Consider the following 19409-nt stretch of genomic DNA (forward strand, 5'->3'; position numbering starts at 1 on the left):
AGGCTGTTTATAAAAAGGAAAAGTGGCAAAGGCTCGATGATTTCGAACTTGTGCTTTACCCTAAGCTCCCTCAAGATGGCGACATATAAGCGTTTATGCTTTGTCGTCACCTTGTTGGTGTAATTAGGTTGACGCCAACAGGGTGATAACAATATAAATATTTCTTTTTTCTTCTATTATATGTCCATTTCGCAGACTGTAAATTTATTTTCATTTCCATACATGTCTATCATACTCTTCATTAATACAATAACTCATCCAAAGGGATTGTATGGACAAGTTTTTTGAATGTGGATTTATGCGAGTTTAAGAAAGTATACATTAGATTTTTTACAATACTTATGTAACTCAACCATTTATTCCTGTTATAATTATATTTTGATTTACATATATAAGGAGGTTTTTATTTGTTTACTGCATTAATGTTTTTGTTTTTATTAGTGTCAATACTATCGGTAATTGCACTAATTATAGGTCTGATCAAACCAGGAAAGGTCGTTCGTTTTGGCAACACAAAAACAAGAGGTCGAGTTATATTAATTTTCTTGCCGATATTATTCATTTCGTTTATTTTAGCAAGCGTGTTTGCTAGCAAGTCGATAACTCCAGAAGAACGAGTTGCAATTGAAAAAAAAAGAGCTGAAGAAAAAGTATTAAAAGAAAACCAAGAAAAAGAAAAAATTGAAAAGGAAAAGAAAGCTAAAGAACAAGAGAAAAAAGCACAGGAAAAAGAAGAACAAAAAAAAGCTAAACTAGAGAAAAAGGCTACTGAAGAAAAACACAAACAGGAAGAAGCACAACAGAAAGCTGAAAAAGAAGCTAAAGAAAAAGCCGAAGCCGAAGCTGAAGAAAAAGAGAAACAACAAAAAGAAAAGAAAGAAGATACACCAGATAAGGAAAAACAATTACCAGCCACACAATCAAATAAAATTTCTGTTAAAGCTGGTCTGGGTGATACAGAAGAAAACTTTGTAAAAGAATACGGTTCAAATAAAGGGTCCACTTCAATCGCTAGATTTGCAAACGATTATATTATAGCAATGTTTTTAGAAGGTAGAGCAAATAATATCACCCTTCAATTTTCCCAATCAGGAAAACAAAGCCGTTCATTATCCGATGTCATGACAGAAGTGAAAAATATACTTCCAGTCGATGCTATAGAGAAAGAGCGTTATACAGATGCTCAAGATCCAGAAAGAGAAATCATTACATTCACTAGTGAAATATTGAAAAATAGCGTTCCTGAAACAGCATTCTTAGGTGATGAGTCTGGGACATGTATGGCTATAATTCGAAAAGGATTAAATGAAGAATATATTTCTGCGGTTATCGCTTTAGGTAATAGTAATCCATAAAATGGAGACTATGCGTGAAGGTGTTGAATTGACATTATCAAAAGTAGACACCTTACATGAGTTGGCTTAAGTAATGAAGAAAGCCCTAACTAGAGAAACAAATAATATCACAAGGAGAATACACTAAAATGAAAGCAACGAAACTAGTATATCTCGCACTTGCACTCATGCTTGTGGGTGGAGGTTGTGAGGTATCTAAAGACCATTTAAAAGATAGTACATCTCTAGATGCATCAGACAAACAAGAAACTGCTAAAGAAAGCCCAGCAGCAAAAGCTTATAAGACTGAAGTTATGGATTTAACTAAAGAGTTAGAAACCTCTATGGGTGAAATGTCTAAGATAATTAATGAAGATAGTACGCTAAGTACATCAAAACAGCGTTTCAGAGACGCATTAGCTAATGTATCAAATGTAACAAACAAATTCAATGCTCTATCACCTGGTGATGGGCAAAAAGATATTCATGAACTTATTTTACGTTCGTTGAAAATTATGCGTGACGGGATAGAAGACGTATACGTTTACCTAGATAATATGAATAAATCTGAGGTTAATGATGGTTTTAGCTTAATAAATAAAGGGTCAGACATGTATATGAAAGCTATAAAGAAGTTGTACTAGAGTAGACTTATATAACACCAAATTTGAAAATGATGATTCAAAAGGTAAAATATTAAATTTCATTGAAGTTAAATACGAAGTTAAAGAAAAGAAATAGTACATACTTAATATATAATTTCTTTCAGGGGGCATCTTCATGAAAGTTGTACGCTCTATATTTAAAGGCTTTCGTTTAATGGGTTTAATTGTAAAGCCAGTACTTAAAGCATTATCTAAAAGTAAATTTTAAATCTCATAAATATTAAAATCCCCTTCTGCATATAGGTGCAAAAGGGGATTTTTTCAAATTATTCTATTCGTTCTACAGACAGTACTCATAGATAAATAAGAAACGGTGTATATTTACCCTAACATTTATAAAGATGAAAATCAATATATAATCATCTGCATATAGAACCAGATAATAATTTTTGTTAATAAAACTATTCTTTTGTAAGAAAATATTTAACATATATAGGCATCATTTACAATTATGTAGATTCTATTTCACGCGAATATTATTATATTAATCTAAAGTTTCTGTATTTACATTTTTTTCTTTTTGTCTCATAATTTTAATTGGAGGAGGGAGGAAAAAAATGGTTCAAATCAAAGTAACACCTGAAATGCTAGAAGAAGTTGCTAATCGTGCAAGTAATACCCGAATCGCATTAGAATCTATACATAATAATTTATGTAATGAAATAGATCAATTGTGTTTTCAATGGATTGGTGCCTCTAATCAACAGTTCATTCAAATGTTCAATGATGCGAGACCAAGAGCTTTTACATCTATCAATTCAATTATACAAGTGGAAGAAGATTTAAAACGAATTGCTGAAAAATTCCGTAATGCGGATGATCAAGATGTTACGTTGGAAGAAGGCGCAATGTGTGGTAAACCTTCTTCTGAAGAAAAAGGATTTGATAGCGGCAAACTAGCTCGAGATATTGCTGGTGAATTAACTGGTGAGTATGATATTAAAAGAGTTTGGGATGGAGTTGACCCTTCTACTGGAGAAAAACTGTCAACCTGGGATAGAATTTTTGCAGGCGGAATGGCCGTAGCTGGTATTACACCATTTGGAAAACTCGCTAAAGTTGGAAAAGGTGTAAAAATGACTGCAGATGCAGCTCAAGCTACTAAAGCCGCTAAAACTGCTAGAGCTACTGAAAATTATAAAGCTCATCTTGAGAGACAGGACAAATTATTAACCAGTAATGGCGCATATCGTAAAGCTAGACGTAACGCTGGAATCCCAAACTCTACTCCACGCCAAAAACCTACTCAAATCTTTGATGGAACTAGTGAACATAGGTGGGTAGAAGAATATTCTAATATTAAGAATGAAAAAGTATATATAATTGAGCATAGAGAAGATAAAATGGGAAGGGGTTCCCATTTCCATACTGCAGATGATGAAAAAGGAAGCCCGCTGGAAAAAGGAAGATATAACCAACACCCTGGACATTATCCGGAAGATTTTGAAGGATACAAGAAAAAAGGAAAAAAATAAGAAACTAAAGGTGTGAAAGATTTTGAGTAATATGAATAAAAGCCGAATCGAAATTCTAAAAATGAAAGCAAAAAGAAACGCTAGTAGAAAAGAACTAATAGACGAACTTTCTAATATTGTTACGATTTCTATGGACTCATTTATGGATGCAGAATCTAATGATTTATTTTGTAAAGAATTATTTAATACGCTAGAACAAAATTCAAACATAAAAAATTTTGGTAGCACTGATTATGAAGAAAACGGAAGACTATCAATAGCGCTGTTAAAAGAAACAGCTAAAAATATTAAATTTCCAGTTAATCAAGGGAGACTCTTTTTCTCTAAAGGTGGTAAAATTGAAGCAGTTAAGCTAAACATTGCTGAAGTATTTGATAATCTAGAAGAGTTATCAACCATATCAAGATTTCTAACTGGGTATGCGGATTTTGTATTAGTTGGTGATGATTTAGAATTCGGCGTATGTATCGAAAGAACGGAATATCATTATGAATTCAGTATGTGGGGAATAACGAAAATCTAAATTATGAAAATAATCCACCTTCAGATGATGTAAATCCAATCCTATTGGATGAAAACAATTGGCTTGTATCTAAAAATAATCAATTAGAAGGAATTAGGGTACCTGCTGCTACTTTGATTCAAATGATATAGAATGGCGTTGAAGATAGATAAAAAGGTTCTCTTAACTGAGAGCCTTTTTTCCCTTGTTGGTAACATATGTATTAACTCCTAACGCTATAATCGCTCCAATAAACCCCCACATTGGTCCAATTTTAGTAATATAATTCAATATTTCTTCGCCCATATAAATACCACTCTCCCAAAAACTAACTAAATAAAACATAATATTCAATATAGTAATTTTACCATATAACCACTTCCTAAGTTATCCATATCTTATATTTTGTGTAACTAAGCCAAACGCTACAGCCCTTGATATTTATAACTTTATAGGACTTTTTCTTTTGAGTTACACAATAGAAAATTTATGAATAACTTCACATCCTAAATATAATTTTGTTCCACAAAAAACTGAAGAGATAGATTATTTTTAGTAATATGCTACTTTATTTCAAGAAATTGCTTATCTAATTTCATTCATAAAATAAATAGATAATTAAAAATCAAAAATTTTAAAATCCTTTAAATTATATATTGAGATTTAACAAATTAAAATGTATAACAAACTGTATTTTAAAAAATAACTATGGAATGCTTTTTTATGTTTAATAATATTCCAAATGCTTAACTCAATAAACATCAAATAAAAAAGGATAAAGCAATAATTAGATTTTAAATCTAGTCATTGCTTTATCCATTGCATCCTGGTTTACTCCTATATATCGTAATGTTACCCGCTCGCTTGAATGATTGAATATCTCCATTAGCAAGGCTATATTCTTTGTCTGCATATACATATGATATCCAAATGTCTTACGTAGTGTATGCGTTCCAATCTCGTCTAATCCAAATTCTGCTGCTATGGTACTAAGTATTTTATATGCCATACTTCTTCCTATCGGTCGATTCTTCCCTTGTCTACTCTTAATTAGATATTCATTCTCTTCCATATCTTCACTGTACCATTTCAACTCTCTTCTCAAAGCTGCAGTAATTTGGATACGTTTCTGTTTACCTGTTTTCATTTCACGCATGGAAATATGACTTCCCTTTAAATCTCCAACCCTCAATTTTAGAATGTCACTTATACGTAGGCCTGTATTAATTCCCATAACAAACAAGATGTAATTTCGTTCATTCTTTTCTTTCAGGTATTCCTTAATTTCTTGTATCTGCTCTGGATTGCGAATAGGTTGAACAAAATTCATTATTCATTACCTCCAGTTTCTTCTGCCTCATATACTTCTAATCTAAGAGCAAAAGCTAAATTATAAAACGCTCTAGACTTCCAACGGCGATACGTACGTTCAGCCATTCCAATTTCGTTATAAATCATATAATCACATATGTCTTCTTCTTCTAAATAACGCTTATTAATGATATCCCTCTGAATCTTTCCCGCACGCTCATTACCTAAACGATTTAAAAACTGATCAATGCAGAATGACATATTTTTAAGATATTGTTCACGTTCACTACGCTTTATATTTTCTAACGCTACATCTTCTAATGGATTTCCCACTGTATTTGTAGGGCCATGATATCTCACTTCATATGAAGGAGTGACTTTCATTTCTTCTCGAACCATTCCGAACTGTTTGTAAATACGCACTTCTTCAAGAAGACCCTCTAATTTCTCCTGTGTTGCTGTGCGATCAATTTTAGATAAGAAAGTTAATTGATTCATATATATACGCTCCTTGTCTATTTGGCTAATAACATACAAAAAGCGGACACCAAACTACAGAGCAATATCCCTAATGCTCTTTGTAGTTCAGTGTCCGCTGGTTCTTCCAGTAGGACTAAATATTTAATTGCTATTATTATATCATTTTCTTATTTATTTTTAACTTTTTAAAGGAGTTTATTTAATAACTTGCAAACCACATTAACATTCCATATTATTACTTTTTATGGGATATTTTTCTGATTTACTTATCGAATGCTTACAAATAAAATTGATTAGTACTAATTGATTAAATTATTAATGCGGGAACAAAATGAAAGAAAAGGAATTTAAGGATTTTATAAAAGTACTAAAATTATTGCTTATAGTGGGCTGCGTTTATGCATTTATTCTTATATTAGAATGCATCGTGAGTTCAATTTGGAACCTCCTACTATTTCTTGCAATCATTCTCGTAATATTATGGTGCTATTATAGAAAGAAAAAAGAAAAAAGATATACGAAAGGAATCCTTATACTAATAATACTAATTTTATTGGCAATTTGGTCTATTGGCCCCTGTGTTTACCAGCGACACATTGCTCAAATGGAAAAAACAGAGTTAGAAGAAAAACAAAGAGAAATTGAAGGTAACCAGTACATAAAAAAAATGGAAGAAGATGCGAAGAAAGCTCAAGATGAAGCGAAGGAAGAATCTGCAAAAAGAAAAGCGGAAGAAGACAAATCTAAGAACAGCAAAAAAGAGAAACACTCATCTACTCCAAATTACAATTTTAAAGAAGATAGGGATTGTCCCGATTTTAGGAATGCTTCTGAAGCAACTGAATTTATGAAGAAATCAAAGGCAGCTGGATTTGGAGACCATCGTTTGGATAGAAATGGAGACGGCATTGCTTGTAATTAAGGGATAGTAAGAATTGTTTTTAGGAATGCGGATTTGAATTGTTTCAATATTTTTTCTGAAAAAGTACTTTATTTTACTAAAAGGTGGTTGTGGAAACAACCGCCTTTTTATTTATGACAAAATGAAATTTCTATAAAAATTTCATTTTAAAGCAAAACTATAGAGCCTATCGGCTCTGAGCATCTTCATATACTTATTTATAGCTCCTGTCTACTGCTTTAATAAGTTCCCAATCATCTCTCAACCTCTGTTTCTTTGTTTCAATTTCATTCACAGAGTGATTTAGTTCTTTTCGTAAATACTCCAAATCCTCAATCGCTTTCTTTCCAGCTCCATTTTGCGACCAACCTGCTTGTATAAGATTATAAATATCATTTACTCTCTCTTGATTTTTGTTTATATCTATAATCAAATTTGTTAAACGCCCTAATGCTGCTTCTATATGTTCCTCATTAAAATACATTTGTCTCATTTTTTTAACCACTCAAATCCTTGAAAATTTTCATCTGCTTCCTTATATTCATCGGCTTTTCTCTTTATAAAAGCTGATACTTCCCCGGCTTTTGTCGCATATACTCTACTGGTTTGATCTAAGCAATGATACAACTCTTCAATCCTTCTCTCCAGACGTTGACTCTTAGTTGAACTAAGATGCTGCATTACTTCTGAAACTACTCGTGGTATCTGATTTTGAAATTCTTCCGCACTTTGTTGCATTTTTTTTGCCGATTCTTCTAAGTATTCCATGACTATCTTGATTTCACCATGCTGTATTGAATATCTGGGAGACTTATATAACTTGTGACCCGTGTTTACGTCAACTAACATGGAATTATTAATATTACCGAAACTATCAAAGTGATAATTTCCTAGACCATGATAATCCTTTGCTCCTATTGAATCTAAAAACCTATCAATTTGATGCATCCCATAGTCATTATTTGCTGTTTTAAAATCAGAATTGACCATATAGGTATCACCAATATGTGTTTTATCTTCTCTTAGAGCACCACCGGAAATCGAATCTTTCGGATTTATATAATTAGTTATTTGTCCTTTATATTCTCCTGCATCTACTTTTTTCTTTATGTCCTTTGGAAGCATATCATAAATACCAGGGGCACTGTAAGTAACAGCAGGTACACCACATATTGCACTAGCAAATTGGGCATTGGCACCACCTAAAGAATGTCCTGTAGTTGAAATTTTCGCACCCTGATATTCATTTTTTACTATTTCTAAAAGTGATACTGATTGTGTAAACTGGTTAGCTGCTATTACTTGACTTTTATCATACGGATTTATTTTCTCACCGTCTTGTATCGGATTCTTACCCATTAATATATATTTTGCATCAGTTAAAAAATCAGGCACCGATCTATCTAATGATTCTTTCCCTTCCGTTCCTCTATAAGCAACAACAATTTCTTTAGTTGTTTCATTTTGAAAAACAACTGCATCGAAACCTGTTTCAGGGTCATGCAATTTTGCGCCTTTTGGGTGTATTGGCTTCCAACCGGCAATGTCTATTTTATCTTCTTTTTGATATGCAGCCTCAGATAATTTATTATAAGTTGAATCTGATATAGTAGTAGTCAACCTTTCTCCCTCTTTCCTTAATCCCATTCATTTGGTAATATTAGTATAATTATAGTGGGAGGTGAATTGCAATCAAAAAATCACTAAAAATTACAATAATTATCAGCGTAATTCTTATCAGTATGGCTTCTTGCGCAGTTATAAAATTCATACATACAGCGAATCCTTTAATGTCAATGACTCCCCAAGAAAAGCAAGAAATTAAAAATAAAGCAAACAAAGCTACGATAGAATATTTTAAGAAAGAAAAAAATATTGATGTTACTATTACAGATACTGAATTTTCAAGTGAATTGGGCGGATTAAAACTTTTTGTTAACGGATATATTTCTAATGATAAAACTAAAACTTTTTCTGTTGTAGTATCTTCCACCAATGATTACGAAGTAAGAGAACTTTCCTCACCATAAAAAAGAGAGCTAGATTTGATACACTCCCCTTATAGCAGACAGTAAAAAGAACTCACCTTGATTTCTTTACTATGGAGGGGAGTTTTCTATGAAAAAAAGAAACCTATGTGATTTCAGTTAGCCACCTAAACATGGATGTCCAAGCTTCAAAACCGAATGAAAAATAGAGGTGGTAAGAAATGAAAAAAATCCTTTTAATAACATTATTGGTTGTTTTAGGTTTAGGTTCGTGCACTATATATCAAATTTATAAGGCTACCCACCCTTATAGTGAAAAAGAACAAAATGAAATGAAAGAAAAAGCATCACAAGCCGCTATTGAGTATTTTAAAAAGGAGAAAAATTGGGATATTACAGTGACAAAAGCAGAATTTTCTACAGATATCTCTCGTAGTAGGCTTGAGGTATCTGGCTATATATCTGGTGACAAAAAGAAGAAGGTTTCTGCAAGTATAGATTACAGTAATGATTATACAGTTGGTAGTATAAGTTATTAACATTACAAATTGACTTTTTTCTCTAATAGCATTTTCACCCTCTATAATATCAAATACATAGACAAAACCCAGATAAAGATTATAGTTAAACTTTGTCTGGGTTTTGCTTTTCCATACTCTCCCACTAATTCAATTACTTTACAATCAAAATAAACAATTATGCCCTCTACCTCATATCAATTCGCATAGACCTTTTCACAGTCATATCATCCTCGCAAATTAAAACATACTTTTTTGAAAATAAAAAACTTATAAAATCAGCACTCCAAGCCCCCCCCCCTTTAAATCTCGATTTTTTCTTAAATCTTCTTTTCTAAAATAGTATTAAAGTAATCTCGTCTTCCGCTCTTCCATCCGAATTACTTTTCCACTTTGATATACAAATGATTGTTCACCAAATCCACTTTGAGGTGGTTCTATTAGCTGAACCTGACCATTTTTAACAATATATATTCCGTTTGTTTTCAAATCTATTTCAGCTGTCATTTCAACAAGATTTTCTTTTCTAATTCCCACCAAGATCACTCCCATATGTTATAATTACTTTGTCGAAGTAAGTTGAGAGTGATCTCAGCTTTTTTTATTTGTCTATAGATATTGCACAACATTTTCTGGAACAAATGCTTGGTCAAGTGACAAATGGAGACGTATTGGAATCGGCTTTTTTTCATCCCTTGCTTGCTTACACATTTTTTCTGCCTCTTCCCATACAAATCGTTTATCCTCCGCTCGTTTATAACGCCAAATCCCAATCGTATAATCCTCAAATAACTCATACCGCTCATCAGGCGCTGTAGTTGGTTTTAATTCATCAATTGCTTTGGCTTGGCGTGGTATTTGCACAAACACATCTGTATACCTTAATTTTGAATTCAAACGGTGGATATGAGCTTTCTTAGGATCAAATGATACAACTGGCTCCACGTCAAAAATTGTTAATTGCTTTGGCATTGTTTTTTCCCCTCCAATACCTGCAAACTTGCTATTAGAATCCCTTCAAGCTGCGTTAACGTTAGTTGATCTAATGTTTGCCCGTTAATTTCAGTTAATCCTAATCCCAATAATTTACGAATGATTATTAGTTTTCTACGTTCTACTTCCTGACGTAACAACATGATTAAGCCTCCTGTTGATGATTGAACTTTCTCTCTAAATTTACAAACTTACTAAATTCTTTAATGAATGCTAGTTCAACAACACCAACTGGACCGTTCCTTTGCTTCGCTAAAATAATTTCCGTTATGTTTTTATTTTCTGTCTCGCGGTCATAGTAATCTTCACGGTATAAGAACGCTATTAAATCCGCATCTTGCTCAATTTGACCATTCTCACGTAAATCTGATAGCAATGGTCTCTTATCTTGCCTACTTTCTACAGCACGACTTAACTGTGATAATGCAACTACACATACATTTAGCTCTCTTGCCATCAGTTTTAACTTACGACTAATCTCACCGATTTCTTGCATACGGTTCCCTCTATGCTTTGGATCCCCTACAATAAGCTGCAAGTAATCAATTGCAATTAAAACCTTTTTATCAGGGTACTTACGCTTTAATTCCCTAGCCTTTGCATAAATCTCTTGCATCGTTACATTTGCTTTATCGTAAATTTCTAATGGCAAATCATTAATTAATCCCATCGCTTGACTAATCTTTTCCCAATCCTTTAAATTACATAGCTTCTTAGGATTCTTTAATTTCGTAGCATCAATATTTCCAGTACTTGAAATCATCCTCTTAAGTAGCTGTTCCTCCCCCATCTCGAGCGAAAAGATTCCTGTTGCTGTATGAGCACTTGCTGCATGAAAAGCGACGTTTAATACAAATGCTGTTTTCCCCATTGAAGGACGGGCACCGACAATGATTAAATCGCCTTCTTGTAACCCTGCTGTCATTCTATTCAAGTCGTCATAACCAGTTGGAATACCAGTTAAATCTCCTACATCAAATTGCATGTTCTTATACAAATCAACAAGCGTATCTTTCAAGTTAAATTCATCTGAGTAACCCGTTTCTTCAATGGCGCTTAATTCATCAATTGATGTACTAATAGCACTCATGTCCCTATCTTGCTGAAGGCGGTTATATAAATTACCAGCAACCTCTTGAGCATGTCTCATCTTCCAAGCTTCAATCACTAAACCTTCGTGATATGAGAAATTCTTAGTTGTTGTTACAACTTCCGTCAGGTTTACAAAGAATTCGATTCCGCCAATTTGATGCGTAAAGCTTTCATCGAATTTTCCAATGAGAGCAACAAGATCTATCGGAACCTCATCATTCTCTAATTCTCTCATTGCCTTGAAAATCACTTGATGCGTTGGTAAAGAAAACTGTTTTACCTTTAGCTGACAATCTTTAATTAAATCGCCTTCTTGGATTATGCTACCTAAAACACTTTGTTCAGCTTCAACATTGCGAATCATATCATTACTCATTTGGCCAACCACGCATTCTGTTGATTAAGTACTGCAAGTTCTTCTTCTGTTGGAATGTTCTGCTCCCATGCTTGTTGCTGCTGTATTACGTTTTTAGTAGTTTCTGATAAGCCTTTTTGTTGATAAGGTGCTTTTGTCTGTTGCTGCGCTTTTGTTAATCTCTGAGCACGAAATGCTTTATCAGCTGCCTCAACATCAGTTACTTTTTTAAAGCCTTTAAGATGCCAATCTCTTAAAATCGTATTTACGTAAGACATGTTTCTCGTATTCTTCTCTAAAGCAATCTCCATAGCCTTAATAACTAGTTCTGCATTTAAATCATCTATCCAAGCATAAATACCATCTGCAATAAAAGGTGTAATGAATCCGAAGTTTTGCTCATAAAAAGAAATTGGATTAACCTCAACAACTTCTTCCGCGCCTGCGCGTTCTTCTTGTTGTTGTTCTTTTTCTTTTTCTTTTTCTTTTTCTTTTTCTTTTTCTTTTTCTTCTTCTTCCTTGCTAGGGTCTTGGAAGCCCCTTATAAGCCCCTCCAAACGGACTGATAAATACTCCTTAATACGAGGGATTTTAAAATCTTGTTCTCGTTCTAATTGCAAGCAAGTTTCATAGAAATCAACTAAAAAATCCTGGTCCTTTACAGATTGAATTTCTTTTAAAACACACTTTTCAATGTTTACATTTTTAATTGGATTGAATTTCAACCAGTTGATTAAGAACAAGTCTTTTGTTTTTTGGTTGTAATTAATTTTTCCGTATTCAGCAAAACGTTCTAATAGCTTCATAACAGTTTCACGGTTATATCCTGTATCAGTTTCAATAATACGAAGTGGAAGCTCATAGATTCCTGATTGAGACGTCTTACTGTTTGTCATCAAATATAAGTAGAAATACTTCTCCTCCGGTGTAAGATCTAACACAAATGAATCCTGCCAAAATGAAACGTGTACTGGTCTATAAACTGCCATATTATTCATCCTCCCGTTTACATATCGCGAATCCGTCCTCTACACGTAATAAGCGATAATTCTTATATCCTATTTTGAGATATTGTCTTATTAAGTAAATTAGGTGTCGCTCTGATGTTGCTTGTTGAAACACTTTAGGGTTCAGCAACACTCTATGTAACGATTTGTCTAAAAGCATGTAGCACACTCCGTTGTTATACGAATACTAATTTGATATAATTAATCCTAAGATCTTTTGCAAGACCGTTTGTCTATCACTCTGCCAAGTGATAGATCTTTTTATTTTCTACGTTTTACTAACGAAGCGTTAACTCCTCTTGCTCTTAAATCTTTAATTACTACACGATAATTCATCGTTGCCTCATGTTCCTCTTTTGTATCACGAAGCATTTTAAATTCCCTTATACATCGCTCCAGCTCTTCTTCCCAGTGATTTGATTCTTCGGTTGATTCTGCATTAAACATGTTATGAATACATTCACTCATACAGTTACGAAGTTTATTCGCAAATGAGACATCCCCAGGAAGAACTAGATCATGAAGACGATTGTTTTTATCATTCATAAATTACATCTCCTTTCTGGTCATAATGACAAGCAAAGTACTTTTCTATTTTTTATAAAAATATTAAAAATCTATTATTTCGGTATAAATTAAACTTAATGGAAGAAACTATAAGTTCATTAAGTTGTCCAAAAAATTAATATAATGATATAATTATTTTGTAAAATATATTGTCAGCTACTGTTGTCTAGGCGGTAGCTTTTTCTTTTGCCCATTTATGTTTCAAAATAAATGACGCTTCAATAATCTTGATTCGAATCCCCAACAATTTCTTCTCTTGTTTTAGCTCAACTGTTTTTGAATCCTCATTAAGTAATTCTGCTATTTTAATTTCACCAGTTAGTTTTGCATCATAGCGAATTAATTCCTTATATTCTCTTAAACTAGGTTTCTTATAATCTACTGTCATTTCCCTTCCTCCTTTACAGCACCTTTGTTAAATTAATTAAGCTATCCACCGATTGAATAATAACGTTCTCCGCCATAGCCTTTTGCAACCAACTTCTTTGTATTTGTTCCATAATGCCAAAATGAACTTGTTCAAGAGCTTGAACTACACATTGAGTAGCTTGGATTGTATCGAAGATTTCTTTTGCATGAACTGCGTATTCATGTTTCTTTTTTTCATCATGCTTCCATGATCTTGTTGTAACTTGTAAGTTCATGATTTCCTTTGCTGCCGCAATTCCCTCTTCAGCTTGTTTAATGTAGTTCATAAATTGTAGATTTACATCTTGAGTTAAACGTGGATCTGTAGGTGGTAACCCAACACCATAAATATGTTTAATCGCTTGTTGATTTAACTTTGCTCCTGTTGCATGGCACCAATCCATCGCAAGTTCAAATTCTGGTTTAGAAAGTCCAGATTCAATACGGGTTAGTCTTTCATGTGTAATACCAAGGTACTTAGATAAACCTTTCTTCGTTTTCAGCTGAACATTGTCACAACATTCTCTGGCATTCTGTAATAATTCTCCTATCGCTGAATTGCAGTATATGCTTGTTCCCATATCTGTTCGCCTCCATATTTAGTTTTCAAATGGTTACAATGAACTTAGTACATATGTAACTTGTCTACTTTTCATATAAAAAGAGAGGAACTATTCCTCAACATTTTCTTTTACTTGTATTTCTTTGATGATGGCCCAACCAGCCTTGTAATATGCTTGACGGATTTTATCAATATCCTTTTGTGATTTTGGCTCAGGAGCCACAACATGGACTTTCGTTTTTCCAAATTCATAAGTCGCCGCATATTCTTCTTGTTGGCTCATGGTGTCACCTCTTGAAGTGCTTTTTATATGTTTATGCGACGGTTCTGTTGGTACTGCCATGTTAGTTGATGGCATTTTCTCACCTGCTTTCCATCTATTAAGTATAAGATTCTTGTACTCTTGTACATCAAATTAAATCCTTTACATCACTACCAAGAATAGTGGCTAATCTAATAGCCTTTTCAAGATTTGGATTACTATAACCATTTTCCCAATTACTTATTGTAGATTTTGTAACTTGCATTTTTTTTGCAAGATCTTGTTGCGTTAACTTACTTTTTTTCTAGCTCTAATTAATTTGATATTTTTGTTCACTGTCTCGCTCCTTGTATAAGTATTTTGTACTTTTATTATAGGTATAAGATTCTTGTACAAAGTTTTACAATCCATCTTTATAAGGTACAATATCTTTGTACTTTTTATTAACGGGAGGTGCTAAAAATGTTGAGACAAAGATTAAAAGAGATGCGTAAAACGCGTAAGCTCACTCAGCAAGGATTAGCCGATAAAGTAAATACCACTAAAGGCACCATTAGTAACTATGAGAATGGTCATAGCACTCCCTCAAACGAAATGCTAAAAGATTTAGCGAATGTTTTAGGAGTAACAACAGATTATCTATTAGGAAGAGAAGATGAATCAAGAGTGTCTAATACACTTCCTGATTTAAACAAAAAAGATACTCGTGATATCGCTCGTGACTTAGAAAAGACTTTAAAAGACTTAGAAAATAGCGAAGATGCTTTAATGTTTGATGGAGAACCAATAGACGAACATACAAAAGAAATGATTCGCATTTCTCTAGAAAACTCTATGCGCATGGCAAAACAATTAGCAAAACAAAAATTCACTCCAAACAAGTATAAAAAAGATTGAACGGAGCGAGAAATGAAAATTAAAGACTACGTAATGAAAATCGTAAAAAAACACGGCACAACAAACCCCTTTGAAATTGCTAAACGAAAAGATATTATAGTGTTGTTTGAAGACCTTGGGAATACTCTTGGTTTTTACAACACTTATAAACGCTTTAAATTCATTCATATTAATAATAGGATTGATGAAACCACACAACGCTTTGTCTGTGCTCACGAACTAGGACATGCTCTATTACACCCAAAAGCTAATACTCCATTTTTACGAAATAAAACCTTTTTTTCTGTAGATCGATTAGAGATCGAAGCAAATACATTTGCAGTCGAACTCTTATTACCTGATGAAATGATTTCTGAATATCAAGATACAAATCTATCAATTCAAGAAATAGCTGAGATCTATGGAATTCCAGAAAGTTTTGCTCGTTTAAAAAGTTATTAATATGAATTTAAAATACAACTTTATAAGTTAGGAGCTACATAAATGAAAATATTTTTCTCATTTCTATTTGCAATAGCAATGCTGGCCACGTTTATTTTATTAATCACATCTTTGGTATTTCGTTTAAAAAAGAAACCAAACACTAAGAAATATTTTAAGTTTACAGGAATAGCTTTTATTTTATCTATTATTTCATTAATTGTAGTTAACATGAACATGACACCACAGGAAAAACAAGAAATTCTCGCTAAACAAAAAGCTGAAGAAAAGTTAAAAGCCGAAGAAAAGCAAAAGGATAAAGAGCACAAAGAGGCTGAAGAAAAGCTAAAAGCTGAAGAGAAACAAAAAGCTAAAGAGCAAAAAGAAGCTGAAGAAAAGCTAAAAGCCGAAGAGAAACAAAAAGCTAAAGAACAAACAGAAGCTGAAGAAAAGTTAAAAGCCCAAGAGGAACAAAAAGCTAAAGAGAAAAAAGAAGCTGAAGAAAAGCTAAAAGCCGAAGAGAAACAAAAAGCTAAAGAGCAAAAAGAAGCTGAAGAAAAGCTAAAAGCCGAAGAGAAACAAAAAGCTAAAGAACAAAAAGAGGCTGAGGAACAAAAAAAAGCTGAAGAAAAACAAAAAGAATTTACTTCCTATGCCCAAAACATTAGAGGTGGAAATTTTATTAAGGATATGAAACTTAATAATAAAGATGCTGAAATTACATTCCATGATTCATTTGCATCTTATAAATCAGCAAAACCAGATAGCAACGTTACTGAAGAACAATATAAACAATATTTTTCAACAGGGGATGCTATTGAAAAAATGTTTGTAAGCGAACCTGCGAGATTACTAAGACAATTTCCAGATTTGAATGCTGTAAAAATGACTCTTCCATTTGAAGGAAAAACATACAATATCAACTTAGATAGAAAATCATTAAATTCACACTTAGAATTTAAAATTGAGGATTTAAAAGTTGAAGATAAATCTTGGGTCAAGAAATTTAATGATCCATACGTATATAATAAAGCAAAACGTAAAGCGTTCTTTACGAAATTTGTTACTGTCCAATAATGTATCACGTTTATTACTGATTCTTTACAGCAGTAAACGTTATATTAAATTATTAAAAGGAGTTATGATTTTTATGAGTGATATATCCAATGTACTCAAAGGGTTAGGAGGATTAGCCGCTACCCTTACTTTTCTTGTGGTTATATATCAATTTGTCCTTAAATATAGGACTACAAATGAATTTGATAAACTTTTTATAAGTAAAGCTGAACGAGAAAAACAAAATGATTTTAAATTTATAATGGAGGCCTTATTGATATTTTTTGCTTTTTATCTTTATCCATTGATTACCATTTCGCAATTTATTTCCTTATCTAAATCTACTGTTAATGCTATGACTGGTTGGGTAAGTATCCTTGTAATCCTTTCAACCATAATGTTTATGTTCACTGTTTATTATGCCAGTAGAAAAACAATTCCTACAGAAAAATACACTCTGGTTAAGAGAATAGGCCTAGTAAATATAATACTTAGCCTACTTTGGTACATACCTTCATTACTAATTGTAACAACATATAAATCTTGGTCGGCATTATTCATTATAATTCCACTGGTTTTATTATATAGTCTAATTCTAATGAAATCCCTTTATAAGACTAGAAACACACCTCAGAGTAAGTATATCGTAACTACTATAGATGCAGAGGAATTCAGCAAACTCGAGCTTATCCATGCATATATTATTGATGAAGATCGAACTGTTCTTTATGAAACTTGTGCAACTTCAGAAGAAACATTCTATGTATGCGATTTTTCGTCTGAAGTTTATTTAAAGTATAAAAAAATTGATATACCAACCGATCAAATTATTGAAAAAAATATAAGTCTAAATGTAAATTCAAATCAACAAAGTAATGAAAGTACCAACACCGAAACAAATGCACGCATAGATATCAATGTAAATATAAATTCAAAATAAATTTATTATAGCTCCTTTTCAGGAGCTTTCTTTTTACTTCTTCTATCTACCTACTTTTCGTATATTAGATATTAACAAGGAGGTCTAACTATGAAAACCGCAATCTACCTAAGAAAATCCCGCGCGGATCTCGAAGCCGAAGCACGCGGCGAAGGCGAAACATTAGCAAAACACCGCTCTACCCTGCTGAAAATTGCCAAGGAAATGAACTTAAATGTTTTAGCTGTCCGTGAGGAAATCGTTTCTGGTGAGAGTTTAGTGAAACGACCTGAGATGTTAGCATTGCTTGAAGAAATTGAAGATAACAAATATGATGTTGTTCTTTGTATGGATATGGACCGTTTAGGTCGTGGTGGTATGAAAGAACAAGGAATCATTTTAGAGACGTTTAAACGCTCTAATACGAAGATTATGACCCCTAGGAAGACTTATGACCTAAATGATGAGTGGGACGAAGAATACAGCGAATTTGAAGCGTTTATGGCTCGTAAGGAGTTAAAGATTATTACACGACGCATGCAACGAGGTCGTGTCGCCAGTGTAGAGGCTGGGAATTACCTTGGTACACATGCACCATTCGGATATGATATCCATCGCTTAAATAAGCGAGAACGTACTTTAACGATTAATCCAGAAGAAGCTTCAGTTGTAAGAATGATATTTGATTGGTATGCAAATGAGGATATGGGAGCAAATGCAATTAGGAGCAAGTTAAATGATCTTGGCTACAAAAGTAAGTTAGGTAATGAATGGAACCCCTACAGCATCTTAGATATATTAAAGAACAATGTTTATATCGGAAAGGTTACTTGGCAAAAGAGAAAAGAAGTAAAACGTCCTGACGCTGTGAAACGTAGTTGTGCAAGACAAGATAAATCAGATTGGATTATTGCTGATGGCAAACATGAGCCAATTATACCTGAAAGTTTATTTGAACAAGTACAAGAAAAATTAAACTCAAGATATCACGTTCCTTACAATACTAACGGAATTAAAAATCCTCTAGCTGGCATTATTAAATGTAGTAAATGTGGTTATAGCATGGTCCAACGTTATCCGAAGAACCGAAAAGAAACGATGGATTGTAAACACCGTGGCTGTGAAAACAAATCAAGTTATACTGAATTAATTGAGAAGCGTTTACTCGAGGCATTAAAAGAATGGTACATCAATTATAAAGCTGATTTTGAAAAACATAAGCAAGATGACAAATTAAAAGAAACACAAGTCATTCAAATGAATGAAGCTGCATTACGCAAGCTTGAAAAAGAATTAGTGGATGTCCAAAAACAAAAAAATAATTTACATGATTTATTAGAACGTGGCGTTTACACAGTCGATATGTTTTTAGAACGCTCGAATATAGTTTCTGACCGTATAACTGAAATTACTTCCACTATGGAAAACTTAAAGAAAGAAATTAAAACCGAAATTAAGAAGGAAAAAGTCAAGAAAGATACAATACCTCAAGTGGAGCATGTTCTTGATTTGTACTTTAAAACAGATGATCCCAAAAAGAAAAACAGCCTCCTAAAGTCGGTTTTAGAAAAGGCTGTTTATAAAAAGGAAAAGTGGCAAAGGCTCGATGATTTCGAACTTGTGCTTTACCCTAAGCTCCCTCAAGATGGCGACATATAAGCGTTTATGCTTTGTCGTCACCTTGTTGGTGTAATTAG

24 protein-coding genes and 2 pseudogenes are annotated in these 19409 nt (G+C 33.0%); 12 read left to right on the forward strand and 14 right to left on the reverse strand.

The features are described 5' to 3' along the window. The first annotated feature begins 407 nt into the window (after positions 1-407). The 4 genes from ACO6VI_RS30390 (at position 408) to ACO6VI_RS30405 (ending at position 3997) form a co-directional block, all read left to right on the forward strand. Positions 408-1355 (forward strand): hypothetical protein, encoded by a 948-nt coding sequence (locus tag ACO6VI_RS30390; RefSeq protein ID WP_422424935.1) that lies wholly within the window; start codon positions 408-410, stop codon positions 1353-1355. Between the two features lie 128 nt (positions 1356-1483). Next, positions 1484-1978, forward strand: coding sequence for a hypothetical protein (locus ACO6VI_RS30395; protein WP_063548435.1), 495 nt, complete (start codon positions 1484-1486; stop codon positions 1976-1978). 578 nt (positions 1979-2556) lie between these two features. Then, a complete protein-coding gene (locus tag ACO6VI_RS30400) occupies positions 2557-3474 on the forward strand; it encodes a WXG100 family type VII secretion target (protein WP_000249941.1) in 918 nt (305 codons plus the stop codon). Between the two features lie 22 nt (positions 3475-3496). Then, positions 3497-3997 (forward strand): YxiF family protein, encoded by a 501-nt coding sequence (locus ACO6VI_RS30405; protein WP_000069067.1) that lies wholly within the window; start codon positions 3497-3499, stop codon positions 3995-3997. Between the two features lie 766 nt (positions 3998-4763). Here the strand turns inward: ACO6VI_RS30405 and ACO6VI_RS30410 are convergent. Together ACO6VI_RS30410 and ACO6VI_RS30415 are read right to left on the reverse strand one after the other, a co-directional pair. Then, a complete protein-coding gene (locus ACO6VI_RS30410) occupies positions 4764-5306 on the reverse strand; it encodes a site-specific integrase (RefSeq protein WP_063548439.1) in 543 nt (180 codons plus the stop codon). Further along, a complete protein-coding gene (locus ACO6VI_RS30415) occupies positions 5306-5785 on the reverse strand; it encodes an ArpU family phage packaging/lysis transcriptional regulator (protein WP_063548441.1) in 480 nt (159 codons plus the stop codon). Before ACO6VI_RS30415 ends, ACO6VI_RS30410 begins: the two co-directional genes overlap by 1 nt. Positions 5786-6098: 313 nt before the next feature. On the opposite strand from ACO6VI_RS30415, the gene ACO6VI_RS30420 reads away from it, so the two are divergent. After that, positions 6099-6689 carry an excalibur calcium-binding domain-containing protein gene (locus ACO6VI_RS30420; RefSeq protein ID WP_230387336.1) on the forward strand — a complete coding sequence of 197 codons (591 nt, stop codon included), beginning with the start codon at positions 6099-6101 and terminating at the stop codon, positions 6687-6689. A 193-nt stretch (positions 6690-6882) separates the two neighbouring features. Here ACO6VI_RS30420 and ACO6VI_RS30425 read toward each other — a convergent pair whose 3' ends face one another. Continuing rightward, complete coding sequence (locus ACO6VI_RS30425; protein WP_002161963.1) at positions 6883-7161, reverse strand: hypothetical protein; 279 nt, start codon at positions 7159-7161, stop codon at positions 6883-6885. After that, a complete protein-coding gene (locus ACO6VI_RS30430) occupies positions 7158-8288 on the reverse strand; it encodes a lipase family protein (RefSeq protein WP_063548443.1) in 1131 nt (376 codons plus the stop codon). The genes ACO6VI_RS30425 and ACO6VI_RS30430 overlap by 4 nt, the downstream gene beginning before the upstream one ends. Positions 8289-8410: 122 nt before the next feature. Here ACO6VI_RS30430 and ACO6VI_RS30435 point away from each other — a divergent pair, with 122 nt between their 5' ends. Beyond that, a complete protein-coding gene (locus tag ACO6VI_RS30435; RefSeq protein WP_080469867.1) occupies positions 8411-8698 on the forward strand; it encodes a hypothetical protein in 288 nt (95 codons plus the stop codon). Between the two features lie 179 nt (positions 8699-8877). After that, the gene (locus ACO6VI_RS30440; RefSeq protein ID WP_063548447.1) at positions 8878-9195 is read left to right on the forward strand and encodes a hypothetical protein; all 318 of its coding nucleotides are present in this window, start codon (positions 8878-8880) and stop codon (positions 9193-9195) included. Positions 9196-9519: 324 nt separating this feature from the next. Here the strand turns inward: ACO6VI_RS30440 and ACO6VI_RS30445 are convergent, their stop codons facing one another. The 10 genes and pseudogenes from ACO6VI_RS30445 to ACO6VI_RS30490 form a co-directional block, all read right to left on the reverse strand. Further along, entirely contained in the window at positions 9520-9711 is a 192-nt protein-coding gene (locus ACO6VI_RS30445) for a DUF3954 domain-containing protein (RefSeq protein ID WP_063548449.1), read from the reverse strand. Between the two features lie 72 nt (positions 9712-9783). Then, positions 9784-10146, reverse strand: a complete 363-nt coding sequence (locus ACO6VI_RS30450; protein ID WP_098355955.1) for a cell division protein SepF — start codon at positions 10144-10146, stop codon at positions 9784-9786. Then, a pseudogene (locus ACO6VI_RS30455) lies at positions 10121-10310 on the reverse strand (hypothetical protein). Before ACO6VI_RS30455 ends, ACO6VI_RS30450 begins: the two are co-directional and overlap by 26 nt. Positions 10311-10312: 2 nt before the next feature. After that, positions 10313-11635 carry a replicative DNA helicase gene (gene dnaB, locus ACO6VI_RS30460; protein WP_063548453.1) on the reverse strand — a complete coding sequence of 441 codons (1323 nt, stop codon included), beginning with the start codon at positions 11633-11635 and terminating at the stop codon, positions 10313-10315. After that, positions 11632-12603: a DnaD domain-containing protein gene (locus ACO6VI_RS30465; protein WP_422424940.1), complete on the reverse strand. Its 972-nt coding sequence runs from the start codon at positions 12601-12603 to the stop codon at positions 11632-11634. Before ACO6VI_RS30465 ends, dnaB begins: the two co-directional genes overlap by 4 nt. Before the next feature lie 279 nt (positions 12604-12882). Next, positions 12883-13167 (reverse strand): hypothetical protein, encoded by a 285-nt coding sequence (locus tag ACO6VI_RS30470; RefSeq protein ID WP_063548457.1) that lies wholly within the window; start codon positions 13165-13167, stop codon positions 12883-12885. Positions 13168-13354: 187 nt separating this feature from the next. Beyond that, entirely contained in the window at positions 13355-13576 is a 222-nt protein-coding gene (locus ACO6VI_RS30475) for a hypothetical protein (protein ID WP_000215315.1), read from the reverse strand. A gap of 13 nt (positions 13577-13589) precedes the next feature. Then, the gene (locus tag ACO6VI_RS30480; RefSeq protein WP_063548459.1) at positions 13590-14177 is read right to left on the reverse strand and encodes a hypothetical protein; all 588 of its coding nucleotides are present in this window, start codon (positions 14175-14177) and stop codon (positions 13590-13592) included. A gap of 90 nt (positions 14178-14267) precedes the next feature. Then, positions 14268-14516, reverse strand: coding sequence for a hypothetical protein (locus ACO6VI_RS30485; RefSeq protein ID WP_002082295.1), 249 nt, complete (start codon positions 14514-14516; stop codon positions 14268-14270). Positions 14517-14568: 52 nt separating this feature from the next. Next, a pseudogene (locus tag ACO6VI_RS30490) lies at positions 14569-14756 on the reverse strand (helix-turn-helix transcriptional regulator). 126 nt (positions 14757-14882) lie between these two features. On the opposite strand from ACO6VI_RS30490, the gene ACO6VI_RS30495 reads away from it, so the two are divergent. The 5 genes from ACO6VI_RS30495 to ACO6VI_RS30515 all read left to right on the forward strand — a co-directional run bounded on the left by ACO6VI_RS30495 (position 14883) and on the right by ACO6VI_RS30515 (position 19371). After that, a complete protein-coding gene (locus tag ACO6VI_RS30495; RefSeq protein ID WP_063548461.1) occupies positions 14883-15317 on the forward strand; it encodes a helix-turn-helix domain-containing protein in 435 nt (144 codons plus the stop codon). 12 nt (positions 15318-15329) lie between these two features. Further along, a complete protein-coding gene (locus ACO6VI_RS30500; RefSeq protein WP_063548463.1) occupies positions 15330-15758 on the forward strand; it encodes an ImmA/IrrE family metallo-endopeptidase in 429 nt (142 codons plus the stop codon). Positions 15759-15800: 42 nt separating this feature from the next. Then, positions 15801-16814: a hypothetical protein gene (locus ACO6VI_RS30505; protein ID WP_422424943.1), complete on the forward strand. Its 1014-nt coding sequence runs from the start codon at positions 15801-15803 to the stop codon at positions 16812-16814. 73 nt (positions 16815-16887) lie between these two features. Then, positions 16888-17733 (forward strand): hypothetical protein, encoded by an 846-nt coding sequence (locus ACO6VI_RS30510; protein ID WP_063548467.1) that lies wholly within the window; start codon positions 16888-16890, stop codon positions 17731-17733. A 90-nt stretch (positions 17734-17823) separates the two neighbouring features. Then, a complete protein-coding gene (locus ACO6VI_RS30515; protein ID WP_422424945.1) occupies positions 17824-19371 on the forward strand; it encodes a recombinase family protein in 1548 nt (515 codons plus the stop codon). Positions 19372-19409 lie beyond the last annotated feature (38 nt).

This window comes from Bacillus sp. PSXD-155, from assembly GCF_049310765.1.
Classification (GTDB): Bacteria; Bacillota; Bacilli; order Bacillales; family Bacillaceae_G; genus Bacillus_A; species Bacillus_A cereus.